Source organism: Rhodomicrobium lacus (assembly GCF_003992725.1).
GTDB lineage: Bacteria > Pseudomonadota > Alphaproteobacteria > Rhizobiales > Rhodomicrobiaceae > Rhodomicrobium > Rhodomicrobium lacus.
In genome coordinates this window covers 560,181-580,351 of sequence record NZ_RZNF01000012.1, presented here as the reverse complement: position 1 = coordinate 580,351, position 20,171 = coordinate 560,181, and the positions used below count along the sequence as shown (strand labels likewise).

Annotated in this window: 16 protein-coding genes; 11 read left to right on the top strand and 5 right to left on the bottom strand. The window is 62.7% G+C overall.

The window, feature by feature from the left end:
* Positions 1-38 precede the first annotated feature (38 nt).
* Positions 39-971, top strand: a complete 933-nt coding sequence (locus EK416_RS12045; protein WP_127077796.1) for a ribose-phosphate pyrophosphokinase — start codon at positions 39-41, stop codon at positions 969-971.
* 79 nt (positions 972-1,050) lie between these two features.
* On the opposite strand, the gene EK416_RS12040 is transcribed toward EK416_RS12045, so the two are convergent.
* Complete coding sequence (locus EK416_RS12040; RefSeq protein ID WP_127077794.1) at positions 1,051-1,860, bottom strand: outer membrane protein; 810 nt, start codon at positions 1,858-1,860, stop codon at positions 1,051-1,053.
* A 145-nt stretch (positions 1,861-2,005) separates the two neighbouring features.
* On the opposite strand from EK416_RS12040, the gene EK416_RS12035 reads away from it, so the two are divergent.
* The 8 genes from EK416_RS12035 to EK416_RS12000 all read left to right on the top strand — a co-directional run bounded on the left by EK416_RS12035 (position 2,006) and on the right by EK416_RS12000 (position 12,929).
* Positions 2,006-2,683, top strand: a complete 678-nt coding sequence (locus EK416_RS12035) for a TetR/AcrR family transcriptional regulator (RefSeq protein WP_127077792.1) — start codon at positions 2,006-2,008, stop codon at positions 2,681-2,683.
* Between the two features lie 168 nt (positions 2,684-2,851).
* Positions 2,852-3,469 (top strand): 50S ribosomal protein L25/general stress protein Ctc, encoded by a 618-nt coding sequence (locus EK416_RS12030; RefSeq protein WP_127077790.1) that lies wholly within the window; start codon positions 2,852-2,854, stop codon positions 3,467-3,469.
* Between the two features lie 55 nt (positions 3,470-3,524).
* Positions 3,525-5,693 carry an aminoacyl-tRNA hydrolase gene (pth, locus tag EK416_RS18190; protein WP_181952140.1) on the top strand — a complete coding sequence of 723 codons (2,169 nt, stop codon included), beginning with the start codon at positions 3,525-3,527 and terminating at the stop codon, positions 5,691-5,693.
* 344 nt (positions 5,694-6,037) lie between these two features.
* Positions 6,038-7,141: a redox-regulated ATPase YchF gene (ychF, locus tag EK416_RS12020; protein ID WP_127077788.1), complete on the top strand. Its 1,104-nt coding sequence runs from the start codon at positions 6,038-6,040 to the stop codon at positions 7,139-7,141.
* A gap of 397 nt (positions 7,142-7,538) precedes the next feature.
* On the top strand, positions 7,539-9,692 hold the full coding sequence (locus EK416_RS12015) for a sodium-translocating pyrophosphatase (RefSeq protein WP_127077786.1): 2,154 nt from the start codon (positions 7,539-7,541) through the stop codon (positions 9,690-9,692).
* Between the two features lie 1,095 nt (positions 9,693-10,787).
* On the top strand, positions 10,788-11,873 hold the full coding sequence (locus tag EK416_RS12010) for a YadA-like family protein (RefSeq protein WP_164730004.1): 1,086 nt from the start codon (positions 10,788-10,790) through the stop codon (positions 11,871-11,873).
* A 76-nt stretch (positions 11,874-11,949) separates the two neighbouring features.
* A complete protein-coding gene (locus tag EK416_RS12005; RefSeq protein ID WP_127077782.1) occupies positions 11,950-12,534 on the top strand; it encodes a hypothetical protein in 585 nt (194 codons plus the stop codon).
* Between the two features lie 197 nt (positions 12,535-12,731).
* A complete protein-coding gene (locus EK416_RS12000; RefSeq protein WP_127077780.1) occupies positions 12,732-12,929 on the top strand; it encodes a hypothetical protein in 198 nt (65 codons plus the stop codon).
* Between the two features lie 119 nt (positions 12,930-13,048).
* Here the strand turns inward: EK416_RS12000 and EK416_RS11995 are convergent, their stop codons facing one another.
* Positions 13,049-13,864, bottom strand: coding sequence for a fructosamine kinase family protein (locus EK416_RS11995; protein ID WP_127077778.1), 816 nt, complete (start codon positions 13,862-13,864; stop codon positions 13,049-13,051).
* Between the two features lie 117 nt (positions 13,865-13,981).
* Positions 13,982-14,455: a low molecular weight protein-tyrosine-phosphatase gene (locus EK416_RS11990; RefSeq protein WP_127077776.1), complete on the bottom strand. Its 474-nt coding sequence runs from the start codon at positions 14,453-14,455 to the stop codon at positions 13,982-13,984.
* A 268-nt stretch (positions 14,456-14,723) separates the two neighbouring features.
* On the opposite strand from EK416_RS11990, the gene EK416_RS11985 reads away from it, so the two are divergent.
* Both EK416_RS11985 and EK416_RS11980 read left to right on the top strand, forming a co-directional pair.
* Positions 14,724-15,998 (top strand): lipoprotein-releasing ABC transporter permease subunit, encoded by a 1,275-nt coding sequence (locus tag EK416_RS11985; protein WP_127077774.1) that lies wholly within the window; start codon positions 14,724-14,726, stop codon positions 15,996-15,998.
* A complete protein-coding gene (locus tag EK416_RS11980) occupies positions 15,995-16,756 on the top strand; it encodes an ABC transporter ATP-binding protein (protein ID WP_127077772.1) in 762 nt (253 codons plus the stop codon). Before EK416_RS11985 ends, EK416_RS11980 begins: the two co-directional genes overlap by 4 nt.
* Before the next feature lie 108 nt (positions 16,757-16,864).
* Here EK416_RS11980 and EK416_RS11975 read toward each other — a convergent pair whose 3' ends face one another.
* A complete protein-coding gene (locus EK416_RS11975; RefSeq protein WP_127077770.1) occupies positions 16,865-17,626 on the bottom strand; it encodes a L,D-transpeptidase in 762 nt (253 codons plus the stop codon).
* Positions 17,627-18,063: 437 nt separating this feature from the next.
* A complete protein-coding gene (locus EK416_RS11970; protein WP_127077768.1) occupies positions 18,064-20,004 on the bottom strand; it encodes a propionyl-CoA synthetase in 1,941 nt (646 codons plus the stop codon).
* Positions 20,005-20,171 lie beyond the last annotated feature (167 nt).

Here is a 20,171-nt window from a genome sequence, read left to right as displayed (position 1 = left end):
GTGCACAACTCACGTTACCCAATGGACAATCCCGCATCATGAAGCTGGTCGCTGGCAATAGCAATCGGCCCCTGGCTAACGCCATCGCCGCTTATCTGAAGACACCGCTGACGGAATGCCTCGTGCGCCGCTTCTCGGACATGGAAATCTTCGTCGAGGTGCGTGAAAACGTACGCGGCGAGGACATCTTCGTAATCCAGTCGACGTCCTACCCGGCAAACGACAATCTGATGGAGCTGCTGATCCTCACCGATGCGCTGAGGCGCGCATCGGCGCGGCGCATCACGGCGGTCATCCCGTATTTCGGCTACGCCCGGCAGGACCGCAAGACGCTGCCCCGCACGCCGATCTCGGCGAAGCTCGTGGCGAACCTCATCACGCACGCCGGAGCCGATCGCGTGCTCACCGTCGATCTCCACGCCGGCCAGATTCAGGGCTTCTTCGACATCCCGACGGACAACCTCTATGCCGCGCCGGTCATGGTCCGCGACATCACCAAGCGCTACACCGACGGCAACATCACCGTCGTCTCGCCGGACGTTGGCGGCGTGGTCCGCGCGCGCAGCCTCGCCAGCCGCATCGACGCGCCGCTCGCCATCATCGACAAGCGCCGGGACCGTCCGGGAGAATCCGAGGTGATGAACGTGATCGGCAACGTCACCGGCCGTCACTGCATCCTCATCGACGACATCATCGACTCGGGCGGTACATTGTGCAACGCGGCGCACGCCCTGATCGAGAAGGGCGCTTCGTCGGTCGCGGCCTATGCCACGCATGGCGTGTTTTCGGGGGGCGCGGTCGCCCGCATTCAGGCGTCGAAGATCGATACGCTCGTCATCACGGATACGATCGTGCCGACCGAGGCCGTGCGCGTGGCGGGCAATATCGAGGTGTTGTCTCTGTCCGCGCTGATCGGCGAGGCGATCCTTCGCACATCCGGCGAGGAGTCGGTCTCAAGCCTGTTCGATTGATCGATCCGAGAACGCACATGTCTTTCAAACGCGAAATGGCCGGGATTTCCCGGCCATTTGCATTGCGGAGCGCGCGTTTTTACTTGAGGGAAGCTCGTTGAGAACTGCCGAACTCATAGCGGATGCCGACCATCACATCGTGACTGGCGATCGCGCTCGTTCCGCTCAGCGGTTCGCTGCCCGATGCGCTCACCTTCATATTCCCCGCGTCGACGTAGCGATAGCCGATGTCGAGCGCCAGCCGCTCTGAAAGCGCATACGACACGCCCGCGCCGACGCTCCACGCAAAGTTCGTTACGTCCTTTTTGTCGGTGAAGCTGTCATAAGTAACGCCTTCGAGCATCGCGCGCGTATTTTTATAGTTCACGAAGCCCCAGCCGATGCCGCCGCCGATATAGGGCGTGAGCGCAGTGCCTGTATGAATGTCGTACCAGACGTTCGCCATGAACGTATTGAGGGTGACAGTGTCGGCCTGCGTCATGACGGCGGGATTGGCGGGATAATAAACGCCGCCGTAGGTCGTTGAATACGTCATGTCTCGCGTGGACGACACCTCGGCGGCATCGCGCGCCGTGTAGTCGACTTCGAGGCGGACAGGCAGGCCGGTCTTCGATGCGAGATTGTAACCGAGCGAGACGCCACCGCCCAACACTGTGTCGGTCTTGTCGGGAAACGCCCAGGATTGGGCGGTCCCGGAATACGGGATTTGGTTTTCATCGTAGAACAAGTATTCGCCCTGAAGAACGCGGCGGTCGCTGAACGAAGCGATGCTCGCGCCGATCTTGGCGCCGACATAAAGGCCCGACAGGGTAGTTTCCTGCGCATGCGTCGGCGTCGCGAGACAAAGCGCGGCGAGCGCGGGCAGGATGTTGATCCGGGATAATTTCATTGCAACCCTCTGATTTAAGTGCCGAAGCGAAGGGTTACGTCCACGCCGCTGAAATGCAACACGGTGTTGCAAATTAGAATTCTTCCATTTGCAACATGTTGTTGCGAAGCAACTCGTTCCAGAATGGTTTTAAACAGAGACGGGGATGAGCGAGAAAGACGACAGGTCCGAACAGAAGCCGGGGCGTCCCGCGCGTATCTCGCGCGCCGCCATCGCCGAATGCGCGCTCGAAGTCGGGCTCGACAGTGCAACGATGGTTACGATCGCGGGGCGGCTCGGCGTCGACCATTCTTCGCTTTATCGCCATGTGAAAGGGCGCGACGATATCATCTCGGCCGCCATCGATGTCGCGGTGGGGCGGATCGACTGGACGCCGCCCGCCCGCGACTGGCGTGAGGCTGTCGAGATGACGGCCGAAGCGGCCTGGGCGATGTACGAGTCCCATCCCGGCCTTGCCGAGGCGATTCGTACGCTTGAGACGACCCCGCCCGCTATCGTCCGCGCCTTTGCGGCGATGTGCTATCGTCTGGAGGGGTTCGGCTTCGCGAGGCTCGATGCAATTCTTGTGGTCGATACAGTCATGGACATGACAAACGACTCGGCGGTTGCGCTGCGCCGTCTCCGCCAGCCCACTCAAAAAAAAGGACAGACGGTTGAAGTCGCCAAGGCGGAAGCCTGGAAGCCGATGGAACACCCCGACACCTATGCCGCGATCAGGGCGGCGACGTGGGCGGCATATGCAGGCGATCCGAAAGGGTGGTGGAGACGCAAGCTCGCCCTCGTCCTGGCTGGCGCCGCCGCGTTGCATCCCGATATCTCATGACGAACGTATTTCAGCGGGTCATCGAAACGAAGATTGCCTGAATAAACCAGCTTATTGTCTTTCGCAGCGCTTGCCTTTATAGAGAGGGTTTGAGACATCCCTGAGTGCAGAACGTCCGCGTGCTTGATCGCCGCACAGACGCGCTCATCCAACAAAACAGAGACAAAAATGGCTGAGGTTATCGAACTCAAGGCGCAGGCGCGCGAAGGCACCGGCAAGCTTGCGAACCGCGCGCTCCGGGCACAGAAGCTCGTTCCGGGCGTCGTTTACGGCGGCGAAAAGAGCCCCGCGAATGTCACGCTCGAATATCGGCATGTCTGGCAGCACTATCAGACTGGCCATTTCCTCTCGACGGTCTACCTGCTCGACATCGACGGCAAGAAAGAGCGCGTGATCCCGCGCGAGGTGCAGGTCGATCCGGTGCGCGATTTTCCGATTCACGTGGATTTCCTGCGCGTCTCGAAGTCTTCGCGCCTCGAAGTCGAAATCCCGGTGCACTTCACCAACGAAGAAGCATCGCCCGGCCTGAAGCGCGGCGGCGCCCTCAACATCGTGCGCCATTCGGTCGAACTGTCTTGCCCGGCGGATTCGATCCCCGATCACATCACGGTCGACCTGACCGGCTACGACATCGGCGACAGCATTCACATCTCCGCCGTGAAGCTTCCGGCTGGCATCACCCCCACCATCACGGACCGCGACTTCACGGTCGCAACGATCGCGGGCGCGGCTGCGCAGATATCGGAAGAGGCGGCTGAAGCCGCCGCGGCTGAAAAGAGCGAGTAGCATCCTCCCATACCAGTTCGGCGTTCATCATCGATAAAATGTGAGAGATTTCATCATGAAGCTGATCGTCGGATTGGGTAATCCGGGTGAGAAATATCGTGGCAACCGCCACAACATCGGTTTTCTGGCGGTTGACGAATTGGCGAGGGGCTACGGTTTCTCGCCGTGGAAGAAGCGGTTTCAGGGGCTGGTCGCCGAAGGGCAGATCGGCCTCGTTCGCGCCATCCTCTTGAAACCCGCTACCTTTATGAACGAGAGCGGCCGCGCCGTCGGCGAAGCCCTCCGCTTTTACAAGCTGGCCGTCAGCGATGTGATCGTCATCCATGACGAGATCGACCTCGAACCCGGCAAGATCCGCGTGAAGACTGGCGGTGGCAATGCCGGTCACAACGGCCTTAAGTCCATCACCGCGCATGTCGGCAATGATTATCGCCGGGTGCGGCTGGGCGTCGGTCACCCCGGCGACAAGGCGCTCGTCGCCAATTACGTCCTCCACGATTTCGCGAGAGCCGATGAAGAATGGCTCGTGCCGCTCCTCGAAGGCGTCGCGCGCGGAATGACGAACCTCGTGGAAGGAAAAGAGGCCAGTTTTTTGAGCGAAGCCGCCCGGGGACGGAAGCCACTCCCGAAGGCGGCAGAGGTAACGGGCGCCGCTGAAGCACCGGCTGCGGCGCATGAGACGTCCGATGAGCGGGCCCCGGCAGCAGCAGAGGCGATCGCTTCGGATGCCGTTGCAGACGCGCCAGCCGAGGAACCGGCCGCCGAGGGAGGCGTCGCTTTCGCGTCGGTCGAGGATGCCATCGCGTCTCTCGGGATCGAAACGCCGAGTTCGGTAGAAGCTCCCATTGTCGAGGAAGTCCCGGCACCTGCCGAAACAGAGGCGGAGACTGCTCCGCAGGCGGTGGCAAGCGAGACGCAAGAACCGGAAACCGAGGCCGCCGCAGGCGCAGTGTCCGAAATCGTGGCCGAGCCCGTAGCCGAGGCTCTCGCCACGGAGCCCGCAGACATCGGCGAAGTGATCTCCGAGCCGATTGCCGAAGCGCCTGCCGTTGAGCCCGTCGCGGCTGAAGAAATCGCGGTTGAGCCAGAGGTTACAGCCCCCGCCGCCGAGCCCGTTGCGGTGGAAGAGGTGAGCGAAACCACAGCCGACCCCGAAGCAGAAGCGCTTGCTGCAATCGTGGCGGCAGCGACGAAGCCCATCGAACCGATGCTCCTTCCTCCGATCACGGTATCGGCCGGGCGGGACGGAAGTGGCGGCGCTGTATCCTCCGCCGTTGTTCTCCCTCATCCCGACGCCGCTGGTTCGACAGAAACCGTTTTCGATCTGGAGCGCGAGGTGCCGCCTCAGCGCGTGCCGCGCGATCAGGAAATCCTCGCCGCAAGGGAAGCGCTTGAGGCCACCGCACCGAAGCAGCCCGAGGCCGATGCAGCGCCGGTGGCGACGACCGGCGACGAAGACGCCGTCGTCGGCCTGTCCGGCGAAGGCGAAGCGAGCGCTGTTGTGAACGCGGCCGCCGAAGAGGCGACCTCTTCGGAACGTTTTGAAGAAACTCCCGAACAAGGCGCCCACATAGCCGAGCCGCAGGTGGACCTCTCCGCCCAGTCCGAAACCGAACAGGTGCCGCTCGCGACAGAGGAGCCCGCTGAAACGCTCAACGCCGCGCCGAGCGTGGATGAAGAGACGACCGAGGCGGAAACGACCGTAACGGTCGATGAGGCTCCTGTCCAAGCCCCGGCGGTTGAAGAGGCTTTCGCCACGCCTGTCGAGGTTTCGGAAGACGCGCCTGAGCAAGGCGGCGTCGAGGCAAGCGTCGTCGAGCCGGAGCCGGTCACAGAGCCAATTCACGCAGGATCGCCGGAGCCGGCACCGGAGCCCGAGCCGATCATCGACCCGGTTCCCGCGCCGGAGCCGCAGCCTGTCCCCGAGCCGGAGCCCGTCAGCGATCCGGACCCCGCGCCGGAACCTGCACCCATCCCCGGTCCGGACCCGGTTCAGGAGCCCGAGCCCACGCCTCTCCCCGAGCAGGTACAGGCTTCCGCCCCGGTCCATTCCGAGCGCGAGCTGGAATTTGCAGGCGCAGCTGCCGCAGCCGTGATCGAAAGGCCGAGCGCTCCTGAAAATCCGTCCGTTCCGGATTCCGGCAGCGAGCCAGCCTCCACCCCGGTTGCCAACAAGAAGGGCGGCGGTTTCTTCGGCTGGTTCCGCCGCCGCGTTCGGGGTTGACGCGAGAGGCTGCGGCGGGCCTCTTCGGTGAGCCCGCCGGCTGGACTTCGGTCGCGCAAGACCTTATAGCAACCGAAGGCTGCTGCGAGACGCGTGCAAGACCCCTTGTCGCATGAGCCGCTAGCGGCAAGGCGACAGCGAGGTTTTGCAGCACGGTTCGCCCCTTCGGGAGTGGCGGTGCGCCTTGGGAATGAGGCTGCGGCCGCCGGATTGCCGCCTCACCGGGCTCCTTTGCAGTTCATCGTATAGGGCTCACGGGCTTACCGATTTGAGTCGTTTCTTCACGCGAACATGCATCCACTTCGCCTGAAAAGCTCACAGACAAAGCATCGACAGGACGTTTCATGGGTTTCAAGTGCGGTATCGTCGGCCTGCCAAACGTGGGTAAATCCACGCTTTTCAACGCCTTGACACAGACGGCGGCAGCGCAGGCCGCGAATTATCCCTTCTGCACGATCGAGCCGAATGTGGGCGAGGTCTCGGTGCCCGACGAGCGCCTGCAGAAAATCGCGGCCGCTGCGAAATCCGCCGCGATCATCCCGACGCGCCTGACCTTCGTGGATATCGCCGGGCTCGTGCGCGGTGCGTCGAAAGGCGAGGGTCTCGGCAACAAGTTCCTCGCCAACATCCGCGAGTGCGACGCGATCGCCTATGTGCTCCGCTGCTTCGTGGACGACGACGTGACGCATGTCGAGGGCCGCGTCGATCCGCTGGCGGATGCAGACACAATCGAAACGGAGCTTATGCTCGCCGATCTGGAAAGTCTGGAACGCCGCCGCCCCGCCCTCGAAAAAAAGGCCAAGGGCAACGACAAGGAAGCGAAGACCGCGATCCAGCTGATCGACGTCGCGCTGAAATATGTTTCCGAGGGAAAGCCCGCGCGGCTCGCACTGGCGGAGATCCCCGAGGCCGATCATCGCGCCTTCCGCAATCTTCAGCTTCTCACCGCCAAACCCGCGCTTTACGTCTGCAATGTGGACGAGGCAAGCGCGGGGACGGGCAACGCCTTTTCAAGGATCGTGGAAGATCGCTACCGGCCGGAAGGCGCGGAAGTGGTCATCATCTCGGCCAAGATCGAGTCCGAGCTTGCGCAACTCGACGAGGAGGAGCGCACGCTTTATCTCGCTGAACTGGGGCTCACCGAGCCGGGCCTCAACCGCCTGATTTCAGCGGGCTATCATCTTCTCGACCTCATCACCTACTTCACCGCAGGGCCAAAGGAAACCCGCGCCTGGACGATCACCAAGGGCACGGCGGCGCCTGCTGCCGCGGGCGTGATTCACTCGGATTTCGAGAAGGGCTTCATCCGTGCGGAGACGATCGCCTATAGCGATTTCGTTTCGCTCGGCGGCGAGACAGGCGCCAAGGAGGCAGGAAAATTCCGCCTCGAAGGCAAAGAGTATGTCGTCAACGACGGCGACGTCTTGCATTTCCGCTTCGCGAATTAGGTCAGGCCCGGTTCAGACGCATCGCGATGTGAACAGCGCGCGTCCTTTGTTTCGCAAGCCGGATTTCGGCGCACCGATCCACGGCATCGACACCCGCGAGCGGTTTCGCGCAAGGCGCGCGGCCGCCCGCTCTGCGCCCCCGCAAGCAGAACTGCGACTATAGGCCGTCGGACAACTTGTCACGACAAAGGCGCTTCCAGAAAAAACATGCTCGAGTCTTCCGCGCCTTGACAATGATACCAGCCATGCGGCTCCGGAAAATGTGTTGACACTCGCGTGTTGCCTTGTGCGGCCAAGTTTTCTAAGGTCGCGGCGCTGTGCCGGGAGCTAAACGATAATCCCACTCGTCCGGCGGTGGGCATCTTTCGCCCAACCCTCTCGTTCCAGGATCTCATCCATGAACCAAGTACTTTGGATCATTATTGCTGGAGGCGCGCTCTCCATCCTTTACGGCGCGCTGACCACGCGCTCGCTGTTGGCGGCAAGTTCCGGCAACGCGCGCATGCAGGAAATCGCGGCGGCCATTCAGGAAGGCGCATCCGCCTATCTGGCGCGGCAGTACACCACGATCGCGATTGTCGGCGCTGTCATCTTCGTCATCCTCGCCTATCTGCTTTCCTTGACGGTCGGTGTCGGCTTTCTGATCGGCGCGCTTCTGTCCGGCGCAGCGGGCTTCATCGGCATGCTCGTGTCGGTGCGCGCGAATGTGCGGACGACGCAGGCGTCTTCGGAAAGCCTCGGACAGGGCCTGTCCATGGCCTTCAAGGCTGGCGCGGTGACGGGGCTTCTCGTGGCCGGCCTCGCGCTGCTCGGTGTGACCATCTATTACACCGTGCTGACGCAGTATCTCGGCTACGCGCCGAATGACCGCCGCGTCATCGATGCGCTCGTCGCTCTCGGCTTCGGCGCCTCGCTGATCTCGATCTTCGCGCGCCTCGGCGGCGGCATCTTCACGAAAGGCGCGGACGTCGGCGGCGACCTCGTCGGCAAGGTGGAAGCCGGTATCCCAGAAGACGACCCGCGCAACCCGGCAACCATCGCCGACAACGTCGGCGACAACGTCGGCGACTGCGCCGGCATGGCTGCCGACCTGTTCGAGACCTACGCCGTGACCGTCGTTGCGACGATGGTGCTTTCCTCCATCTACTTCGCCTACGATCCGGCCCTCCTGTCGCGGATGATGATCTTCCCGCTCGCCATCGGTGCGGCCTGCGTCGTAACGTCCATCGTCGGCACGTTCTTCGTCCGTCTCGGCTCTAACAACTCGATCATGGGCGCGCTCTACAAGGGGTTCATCGCCACCGGCGTCCTCTCGCTGATCGCCCTCTATCCGCTGACCGACTATCTCGTCGGCCTCGGAACGACGCTGAAAGCCAATGAAGCGACGTTCACAGGCTTCGACCTGTTCTGGTGCGGCGTAATCGGTCTCGCGGTTACAACGGCCATCGTCGTGATCACGGAGTACTACACCGGCACGGGCTATCGCCCCGTGAAGTCGATCGCGCAAGCGTCCGTGACCGGACATGGCACGAACGTCATTCAGGGTCTCGCCGTTTCGCTTGAGGCGACCGCGCTTCCGGCAATCGTCATCATCGCGGGCATCCTGTCGACCTACAACCTCGCCGGTCTTTACGGCATCGCGATTGCAGTGACCACGATGCTCGCGCTGGCCGGTATGGTCGTCGCGCTCGATGCTTTCGGCCCGGTGACGGACAATGCCGGCGGCATCGCCGAGATGTCGGATCTGCCATCGGCTGTCCGCAAGACCACCGACGCGCTCGACGCGGTCGGCAACACCACAAAGGCCGTGACGAAGGGTTATGCCATCGGTTCCGCGGGCCTCGGCGCGCTCGTCCTGTTCGCGGCTTATACGGAAGACCTGCGTTATTTCATCAACCAGGCGGCGACGAGCCCGGATCACTTCCAGTACTTCAAGAACGTGACCGTCGACTTCTCGCTTTCGAACCCGTATGTCGTGGTCGGCCTGCTTTTCGGCGGCCTGCTGCCTTATCTCTTCGCGGCGATGGGCATGACGGCTGTCGGACGCGCGGCGAGTTCCATCGTTGAAGAGGTCCGCCGTCAGTTCCGCGAAAAGCCGGGCATCATGAAGGGCACCGAGAAGCCCGACTACGGTCGCGCGGTCGACATGCTGACCAAGGCCGCCATCAAGGAAATGGTGATCCCGTCGCTTCTGCCGGTCCTGTCGCCGGTCGCGATCTTCGTGATCATCAACGCGATAGCGGGCAAATCGGCCGCGTTCTCCGCCCTCGGTGCGATGCTTCTCGGCGTCATCATCACGGGTCTTTTCGTCGCCATCTCGATGACCTCGGGCGGCGGCGCGTGGGATAACGCCAAGAAGTCGTTCGAAGACGGCTTCGTCGACAAGGACGGCGTCCGGCATTTGAAGGGTTCCGATGCTCACAAGGCGTCGGTGACCGGCGACACGGTGGGCGATCCCTACAAGGACACCGCCGGACCGGCAGTCAACCCGATGATCAAGATCACCAATATCGTGGCGCTTCTGATCCTCGCCGTGCTGGCTCACCAGTAGGCGCCTAGGCAGCTTGCTGGCACAGGCCGGCACAACCGCAGAAAAACCAATGGCCGGGGAAACCCGGCCATTGTCGTATCTGCCACCTGTCGGAATGCCGCAGATTCGATGTGCGGTGCGTCGTCCCCCGGCCCGCAAGCCTTGGCATTCATGGCCTGCCTGATGACAGCGGCTTCTGCACACCTCGGCGGCGTTGAGCCGGAGTATCGCTCAAGGATTCGATCCCGCTCGATTTTCCGGGGGCCGGTTCTGTGCGCGATTGCCGACAGAGCCTATCGGCGCGCGGCGTTTCTAGGCCGCGTCCCTGGCATCGCGGATCTGCGACGGCTCCCCACTGCACAAATCCCGATTCGACCGAACGATCTCAAGCGCCCTCTGTTCGATATCGCACAACAGCGAATCGTTAAGACGTTCCTGGCTTTCCTCGGGGTTCTCTTTGCATAGGAACTTTTCCCAGAGGCGGGAAATGGTTTCTCTCAGGGGCATCGAACCTCCCACAACGCGTCAGCCGAATAACCCAAGTATTTACGAAAACGCGAGGTGGTCAACCGATATATCTATCAGGTTGCGATGGTCGGTTGACGTCGCCCAGGCCGAGGCCGGTCCTATCGGTCGCCCGCGACCGCTTTGGAGAGCGCCTGGATAAGTGCGAAGCGATTTTCAGGCACGACGCGAACAAACCAAGAAGAGAGGGCGCGCACTCGATGCAAAGCGGATGCGGCTGGTGGCCGTCCGCTGTGGAGCGCGCTTGTGACCGGAGGCTTTCGCTTGTCGGGAGACGCCGGCGACGCGCGTCCGTCCGATTCAATCGGCCCTTACTTTCGATAAGATATAATAAAAACAACTCCGTATCCGCCGATGCCCGGCACCGTGCAACAGGCGCGTCATGCCACGCGAAAGGTCGCCTGGGCTCCGGAGATGCAACCAATGATAGTTGCATGGTTGCACCACAGCCTACCGTTTCATTCCCACAAGGTCATTTCGAGCTTGAGTTGCTGAATGTTCTTTGCAACCTAGACGAGTATTAAGTGGAGTATTCGCTTTTTGAGTCTCCTTTAAATCGCCTTGGCTTCAGGAAAGGGCAATCCGATGCAAATGAACAAAACTCTGGCGACACTTATCGCAGGCGCCAGCGTGCTCGCGCTTTCGAGCGGGGCGGGCTTCGCGCAAGCAACCGTGCAGCTTGGGGGCGTGGCTGCGGGCACACCGGTTCTCACCGACGCGAGCGGCAATCTTTCTGACGGCACGAACACCGCCACGTCGATCACTGCGACCGATGGAACGAGCTCGTCCGTGATCGCCGGTGCCGGTTTCTCAGTCAACGACACCAGCGGGAACACGACCTCTGTGACCAGCACCCGCGTTGAGTCGACCAACGGCACCAATACGACGACTCTGAATGCGAGCGGCCTGGCGACGACTGGTACCGTCGAATCAACTGATGGCACCAACACGACGACTCTGACCGCCGCCGGCCTGACGACGGATGGTGTGCTGACCGTGACCGACGGAACCGATTCCACCACCGTCAACGCGACTGGCGTGACGAGCACCGGTACGCTTTCGGGTTCCGCGCTGGTAGCTGGCGCAGGCGGCATCACTTCGGGCGGCGCGCTTACCGTCACGGCTGGCGGCGCTAACATCACGGGCGGCACGACGACCGACACGCTCAGCGTGACGACTGACGCGGCCATCGGCGGCAATCTTGTGGTCGCGGGCAATTCCACTGTGACAGGTACCCACACGGTCACAGGTCTGTCCACGCTCAGCGGCGGCGCGGTGATCTCCGACAGCCTTACCGTCAGCGCCGGCACGGACGTCGACTTCGGCGGCAACCGCATCCAGAACGTTGGGACCCCTATCGCTGCGACCGATGCTACGAACAAGGCTTATGTCGACTCCCGAGACGCGCTTTTGAACGACCGCATCAAGGACGTGCGTGACGGCGTCGCCATCGCGCTCGCAGTACAGACGCCCGACCTCGTCGCTGGCGAGAAGTTTGGCGTGTCCGTGAACTTCGGCACCTATGACGGCTCGAACGCGATCGGCGTCGGCCTGCAGGGCGTTCTCGGCAAGAACCTGTTCGGCTTCGGCGAGCGCGTGGCCCTGACGGGCGGCGTCGGCTTCGCCACCGAGCGCGACAATGTCGGCGGTCGCGCCGGCGTTCAGTTCACCTGGTAACTGCCGGGTCGAGGCAGACGCATCAGGCTGCCGCTTCGGCGGCAGCCTTTTTTGTTGCAAATAGTGGAGTGGTCCGATGCGAGCAGTGCGTTTCTGGCTCTGTGCGGCAGCGATTTCAGCCTTGCCCTTGGCCGCGACGGCGCAGACGAAGGGACCGGCGGATAAACCCCGGCCAGAGGCGACCGCAAAAAGCCCTGAGGCGAAGCCTGAAATCAGGATCGAAGCCGCCGAACTCGCAATGCTGATCAAATCGACGATCCTTGCGCTTCAGCACGCGAACCAGACCGGTAATTATTCGGTGCTGCGCGATATGGGTTCGCCGGTTTTCCGCGAGCGTTTCGATCAGGCGCAAGTCACCGCGTTCTTTGCCAATCTTCGCGCACGCAAGATCAATCTCACGCCGGTTTTATTGCTCGCGCCGAACCTCACCAAAAATCCCGAACTGACGCAAAACAGAAAATTGCGCATCGTCGGCAATTTCCCGACCCAGCCCCTGCAGGTTCAGTACGACCTGTCGTTCATCCGGCTCGATGGCGTCTGGCGTGTCGAGGGGATCGCCGTGGATGCGGTCAAGCCGCAGGCCGTGGCGGCTGTGCCACAGAAGCCGACGGCCGAAACTGCCCCCGCCAAGGAAACCGCATTGAAAAAACGGAGCAATTAGAAGGGTAGGGACGTTATTAATGGCGTCTTAAAGTCGCCCGGGGGTTGCAAATTTGATTTGCATCAAACCGCGATAGCGGTATTTGTGATGCAATAAGGTCACGCGCCGTTACGGTCGCGCTTGCTCCCGCACAATCCGCGATGTTGTAAGTGCCGCCAACCGGCCGTTGTGTGTTGGAAACTTAAGAAGTGCAGTCCATGAAAAAGTCCCCCTCGAAGAGTTGGTATTCATCAGAAGATTGGTTCTACGATTACGAGCAGGGGAACGGTCATACGCTCACGGTCCACGAGCAGGAAAAAGAACTGTTCACCGGCCTTCTCGATGCGCGGGGCAACAAGCTTTACCGTGAGAGGCAGCCTTTGGGCTTCCCGTTGCGTAAGGTCAATCGCGCTTAAGTCACGGCACGCCTTTTCCATTAGCTGTGCCAAGCGCTACCGCGACGATTTGCGCAAGGCGATACCGCACGCACGGCAATGCCGGCTCTCATGCCGGGGGTGAGGCTGGGGGCGCGCCCTCAAACCCTCGCCGCCGCAAGCAACCGCTGAACCATGCCGAGATAGGCTGAGCCGAACAGTCTCAGATGCACGAGCGCGGGCCACAGCCTGTAAATCGGCTGGCGCTCGTCGAAGCCGGGTTCAAGCGGGCCGTAGGCGTCGTAGAAGGCGGGCGGCGGCGTGTCGAACAGGTTCAGCATCGCGATATCGACCTCGCCATGGCCAAAATAGCAGGCGGGATCGATGAAAGACACAGCGCCGCCGTGCGCCACGAGCACATTGCCGCCCCACAAATCTCCGTGGAGAAGGCTAGGGGCTGATAGCTCCGGCAGCCGGTCGGGCAGCGCTTTCGCCAGCGCTTCGATGCGGCGGGCGAGGGCGGCATCCACATGCGGAACATTCACGAGGAGACGCCGTTCGGCCCAGAAGGCAGGCCAGCTCCGCATCCGGCGGTTCTCGATGGCGACACGCGCAAAGGCGTAGTCTTCGTTCCAACCGCATGAATCACCCTTCGCGGCATGGAGCGTGGCCAGCGCTGCGCCGATCTGCGGCCACGCCTGGCTGATCGATCCGCCCGTGTCGACGGCCTCGATCACAAGCACACCATCGCCCACCGCCAGCACGACCGGTGCGGGCGCGCCTGCGTCCGCAATGGCCCGCAGCATCCGCGCTTCAATCTCTGGCCGACCGCCGCCTTTCACGACCGCCTCGCGCCCGCTGGCGAGACGAATGCGCACGATCTCCGACAGCGAACCGCCGCCGAGCGCGGTCTCCATTGCAAGTGTGCCGCCCAGAAGCGTGGCACCCGCCTTGCCGAGTGCTGTAAAACCCGACATCTGGCTATCCTCGCTGCGACCGCCCACAAGAGTTACAACGCGAAAGTGTTAACAGGGTTCAATGCTCTTCGGCCGCAATGCGGGCGTCGCCTCGCGGTGGCAGGGGAGCCCGCGCGCTCATTGTCCTTCGGACAGGGCGCGGGCCAGCGCCTTCGCCCCTTCGGTCACATCCCCCCAGGTGGTATCGAACCCCGCTTCGTCGCCGTAATACGGGTCCGCAACCGCCTCGCCCCTGCGCTCGTCCACGTAGTCGAGCAGGAGCGCAAGTTTCGCGTTGCCGTCGGAAGGACGCATCGAGCGCAGCACGGACAGGTTCGATCCGTCGAGGGCGATGATATGCGTGAAACGGCGGAAGTCGTCCGGCGTGACTAGCCGTGCGCGGTAGCCCCCGATGTCCTCGCCGTTCTTCCGCGCCACCGCCTGCGCGCGCCGGTCGGGCGGCTCGCCCACATGCCAGTCACCCGTCCCCGCCGAATCGACTTCGACGTCGAGACCGAGTTTCCTCGCTTCGGCCCGGAAGGCCGCTTCGGCAAGCGGCGACCGGCAGATATTGCCGAGGCACACGAACAAAACCGACGTTTTTGCCGCCATCTTCGTTTCCCGCTGGTAAAAGCACAATCTGGCCGCTTCTGTTCTCCGCGCGCAACCTATACTTTCAGGCAGATATGGCGCACGACCGGGACGCATCATCGCAGCCGACGCGACCCCTTTTCGATATCGCCCGCGCGTGACGCCCCGGCAAGGACGCATTTTCGCCCTTGATGCAGCCATAAATCCGTTGCAACACACAGCCCGGCGTTGCGGTCGCGAAATCGCGTGCGCGCGGATGCCTGTCGATAATCAACGCGCGGGACGAGGCATGACAGAAAAAGCCGTGAAAGAACCGGGCGCGTTCGCGCCGTTCGAATGGCTGCTTGCTTTCCGCTATCTGCGCGCGCGCCGCAAGAAGGGCTCGGTGTCCGTCATCGCGTTCTTCTGCGTGCTCGGTATCGCGCTCGGCGTGGCGACGCTCATCATCGTGCTTTCGGTCATGAACGGCTTCCGCAAGGAACTGTTCGACAAGATCCTCGGGCTCAACGGCCATGTCATCGTGAGGCCTCTCGCTCGCCCCTTCACCGATTATGACGAGGTTGCGAAGCGGCTTAACGCCGTGAAGGGCGTCGATCATGCGCTCGCGGTCGTCGAGGGACAGGTGATGATCTCCTCGCAGAGCGGCTCTTCCGGCGTGATCGTGCGCGGGCTCATGGGCCGCGACCTCGAAGCCTTGAAGTCGATTTCGGGCAATATCCGCTACGGCACGCTCGACGGCTTCGACGATTCGGGCGGCATCGCCATCGGCACGCGCCTTGCGAACACGCTCAATGTCTTTGTCGGCAGCGAGGTGACGCTGCTCGCGCCGCGAGGTGCTTCGACGCCGTTCGGAACGGCGCCGCGCGTGAAGCGCTATCGGGTCGCCGCCGTCTTCGAGATGGGCATGTCGGAATATGACGGCTCCATCGCCTTCATGCCGATGAAGGAGGCGCAGGGCTTCTTCAATCTCGGCGAAGCGGTGCACGTGCTGGAAGTGGTGATCGACAACCCGGACAATGTGGAGGCGATGCGCGGCGCATTGCAGGACGCTGGCGGCCCCGACATGCTGCTTACCGACTGGCGGCAGCGCAACGCCACCTTCTACAACACGCTCAAGGTCGAGCGGAACGTGATGTTCATCATCGTGATGCTCATCGTGCTGGTGGCGACGCTCAACATCATCTCCGGCCTCACCATGCTCGTGAAGAACAAGGGACGCGACATCGCCGTGTTGCGCACCATGGGCGCGACGCGTGGGGCGGTCATGCGCGTGTTCTTCATTTCGGGCACGAGCATTGGGCTGATCGGCACGCTTGTCGGGGTGATCCTCGGCGTGCTCATAAGCCTGCACCTCGAAGACATTCGCCAGCTGGTGTCCTGGCTCACGAACACGCACCTGTTCGATCCGAGCGTCTATTTCCTGTCGAGCCTGCCGTCGCAGCTCGATCCCGCCGAAGTGATCGTGGTCGTCGTGATCGCGCTGCTGCTTTCGATGGGCGCAACGATCTATCCCGCGCTTCAGGCGGCGCGTCTCGATCCCGTGGAGGCTCTGCGCTACGAATGAAAACCGTCACGCGCGATTTCGCGGGCACGAGGCCCGTTCTGCAACTCGTGGAACTCGAGCGCACCTACGAGCAGGGCAACCGCACGCTGGAGGTGCTGCGCCGCGCCTCCGCCGAAATCTGCGACGGCGAGGCCGTTGCGCTCGTCGGCCCGTCCGGCTCCGGCAAATCCTCGCTTCTGCATATGGCGGGCCTGCTCGAAAAGCCGGGCGGTGGCGCGGTGCTGCTGAACGGCGTCGATTGCACCGCGCTGAACGACAAGGACCGCACGCGCGTGCGCCGCAACGAGATCGGCTTCGTCTATCAGTCTCACAATCTTCTGCCCGAGTTCTCGGCGCTGGAAAACGTGATGATGCCGCAGCTTCTCGCGGGCGTGCGCCGGAAGGATGCGAAGGAACGCGCCCTGGAATTGCTCTCGACCTTCGGCCTTTACGAGCGTGCCTCGCATCGCCCGGCGGAACTTTCGGGCGGCGAACAGCAGCGCGTGGCCATCGCGCGCGCGGTCGCGAACAGCCCGTGCGTGCTGCTCGCCGACGAGCCGACGGGCAACCTCGATCCGCACACAGCCGACCGGGTGTTCGACGAACTCGTGTTCTTCATCCGCAATTCGGGCGTCGCCGCGCTCATCGCCACGCATAATTTCGAGCTGGCCGGGCGGATGGATCGCGTTCTGCAACTCAATGACGGCGTGCTGGTGGAAGTTTCGCGGCGCGCGGCTGCGGAAGGCGAGCGCGCGGGACAGTTCAGCCAGGCAGAGTAGCCTTGAACGTCATGCTTTTCCGCCGCCGCCCTCGTGATGGCATTCGCTGAGCTTGCGGCGCATCAGCCATGCGTCGCGTCTTGTCGGAAAGCGGACGACTTCCGGCTTTTAACGCCTCACCGTCGCAGCGGACGACTGCTCGGCATTCGACGACGAGCTGAACAGCGACGACAGCGGGGCGCTCTGGCTGACACCGCCCTTGTAGGACGGCAACACCTTCACCTTGGTCCCGACCTTCGCGATCGAGGCCAGATGCACCACGTGTTCGTTTGTCAGGCGGAAGCAGCCGGACGAGTTCGCCCGCCCGACGGTCCGGTCGTTGTTGGTGCCGTGGATGCGGTATATGGTATTGCCCAGGTAGAGCGCGCGCGCGCCCTGAGGGTTGCGCAAGCCTCCCGACACCGTGATCGGCAGACCGGGTTGGCGCTTGTGCATTTCCGGCGGCGGCGTCCAGGCCGGCCACGCCGCCACGCGCGTGATACGCTCCGTGCCGGACCAGGTAAAGCCATCGCGACCGACCGAGACCGGATATTCATAGGCTCTTTTGCCGGGCAGCACGAAATAGAGCCTGCGGTTCTGGGTGTCGACAATGATGGAGCCGACTTCCTCGTTCTGATTGAAGTAGACGATCGGCGGTTCGGCGGGCTTGATGTCGGGTCGATCGCCGCCATCCATGAATTTCGGATAGACAACCGGGGCAAGGGACTTGCGCCGCTCGGCACGCTCGGCCTCCTCCTGCTCCGCCTGCTTTCGGATGTCGCTCTCGAAAACCGGGCGGTTGTCGACCCAGTTTTCCAACGCGGTTGCAGAGACCGTCCCCGCCACGAGCCCGGCCGCAAGCGCCGGAAGCAGCGCGATCCAACATCTCATACGCATTCCCCCGTGCCCTGCCCCTGTGCCCGTGCCCCTGCGCCGCCCAGCCCTGGCGGAGCAAATTTGACTTGCTGCGAGTTCTCACTCCGGCATTTGCCCGCGAAGGTTGCGACAGAGCTAAGCCGATGTCGGGTTCGGACCGCTAGCGTCAAAGCGCCGAAATCCAATACACGAGCCTGGCTCGCGGCAAAAGGTCCGTCCGGTCCTGCGCGGCCCCTTGCTCCTGCGACTGTGGCTATTTAGCCAATAAGCACCCATCCTCGATGCGCGGCTTCGGGGCGAAGACATGTCGTTCGGGATGTCGGCTTTCAAGTCAAATCGGGACCTGTTTGCGCGCGTCGTTCTTCTCCCTCGACAAAAAAGCCCCCGCCCGGACGAGCCGAACGGGGGCTTCGAGTTGCCCGAAGGAGGCGGAAGCCTCCGTGTGTAAGCGCTTACGCGGCTTCGCTCGAAGTCCCGAAGCCCTTCGCCTTGAGCGCGGCCGCGATTTCTTCGAGGATCGCCGGATCGTCGATCGTGGCGGGCATCTTGTACGCCTCGCCGTCGGCGATCTTGCGCATCGTGCCGCGCAGGATCTTGCCCGAGCGCGTCTTCGGCAGGCGGTTCACCGTCAGCACGGTCTTGAATGCCGCCACCGGGCCGATCTGATCGCGCACCATGGCGACGATCTCTTTCTCGATCACGTTGATCTCGCGCACGACGCCCGACTTCAGCAGCACGAAGCCGGCGGCGACCTGCCCCTTGAGACCGTCCGCCACGCCGATCACGGCGCATTCGGCGACGTCGGGATGGTTCGCGACCACTTCCTCGATGGCGCCGGTGGAAAGGCGATGGCCTGCCACGTTGATGATGTCGTCGGTGCGCGCCATCACGAAGACATAGCCGTCTTCATCGATATAGCCCGCGTCCGCGGTCTTGTAGTAGCCCGGATATTCGACGAGGTAGCTTTCGATGAAGCCCTGCTCGTTGTTCCAGAGCGTCGGCAGACAGCCGGGCGGCATCGGCAGGCGGATCGACAGCGCGCCGGTCTGGCCGCGCGCGACTTCCTCGTTCGACTCGTTCAGCACGTGAAGCTCGTAGCCCGGCAGCGGATAGGTGGGCGAGCCGAGCTTGATCGGCAGCGCGCCGAGCCCCGCGCAGTTCCCCGCGATGGCCCAGCCCGTTTCCGTCTGCCACCAATGGTCGATGACCGGAACCTTCAGCAGCTCTTCGGCCCACTGCACCGTGTTCGGGTCCGCGCGCTCGCCCGCGAGGAACAGATATTTCAGGCTCGAAATGTCGTAATTGCCGAGGAAAGAGCCTTGCGGATCTTCCTTCTTGATCGCGCGGAACGCGGTCGGCGCGGTGAACAGCGCCTTCACCTTGTGCTGCGAGATCACGCGCCAGAACGCGCCCGCATCCGGCGTGCCGACGGGCTTGCCTTCGTAGACGATTGTGGTCGCGCCGTGCAGCAGCGGACCGTAAACGATGTACGAGTGGCCGACGACCCAGCCCACGTCCGACGAGGCCCAGAACACTTCGCCCGGATCGATGTCGTAATGGTTCTTCATCGTCCATTTGAGCGCGACCATATGGCCGCCGACGTCGCGGACGACGCCCTTGGGGCGCCCCGTGGTGCCGGACGTGTAAAGGATGTAGGCCGGATCGGTCGATGCCATCGGCTCGCAAGGGGCGGTGACACCGCGCGCCTTCGCGTCTTCGACGAGCGCCGCGTAATCGTAGTCGCGGCCTTCGATGAGTGTCGCGAGTTCCTGCGGACGCTGCACGATGATGCAGACCTCGGGCTTCACCGAGGAAAGCTCGATGGCGTGATCGAGGAGCGGCTTGTAATGGACGACACGCGTCACTTCGATGCCGCAGGATGCGGTGACGATCGCCTTCGCCTGCGTGTCCTCGATGCGGATGGCAAGCTCGTTCGCCGCGAAGCCGCCGAACACCACGGAATGGATCGCGCCGATGCGGGCGCAGGCCAGCATCGCGATCAGCGCCTCGGCGATCATCGGCATGTAAACGATGACGCGGTCGCCCTTGCCGATGCCCTTTTCCTTCAGCACGCCCGCGAAGGTCGCCACTTCCGTCAGAAGGTCGGCATAGGTCAGAATGCGAACCTGCCCGGTAACGGGGCTGTCGTAGATGATGGCAGGCTGATCGGCGCGGCCGTTCTTCACATGGCGGTCGATGGCGTTATACGCGGTGTTCGTGACGCCGCCCGTGAACCAGCGCCCGTAAACGCCTTCGTTCGCGTCGAAGATCTTCTTCGGCTGCTCGAACCAGTCGATCTCGCGCGCGGCATCCGCCCAGAAACCTTCCGGGTCGCGCTTCCAGCTCTCATAAACGTCGAAATAGCGGCTTTGAGCCGGGTTTGGCGAAGTCATCAGCAATCCTCCAGAATTGCCCGCATAGTGCTCAAACAGGCGCCTGTTCCGCAAGATGCGAACTGCGGCAAATAGGCCATCCAAAGAAGCGGAAGCTTGCTTCTTTGGTATAAGCTGAACGCCTTTTTGTACGAAGATAACGCAGGCTCTCAGTCTGGCGCAATTTT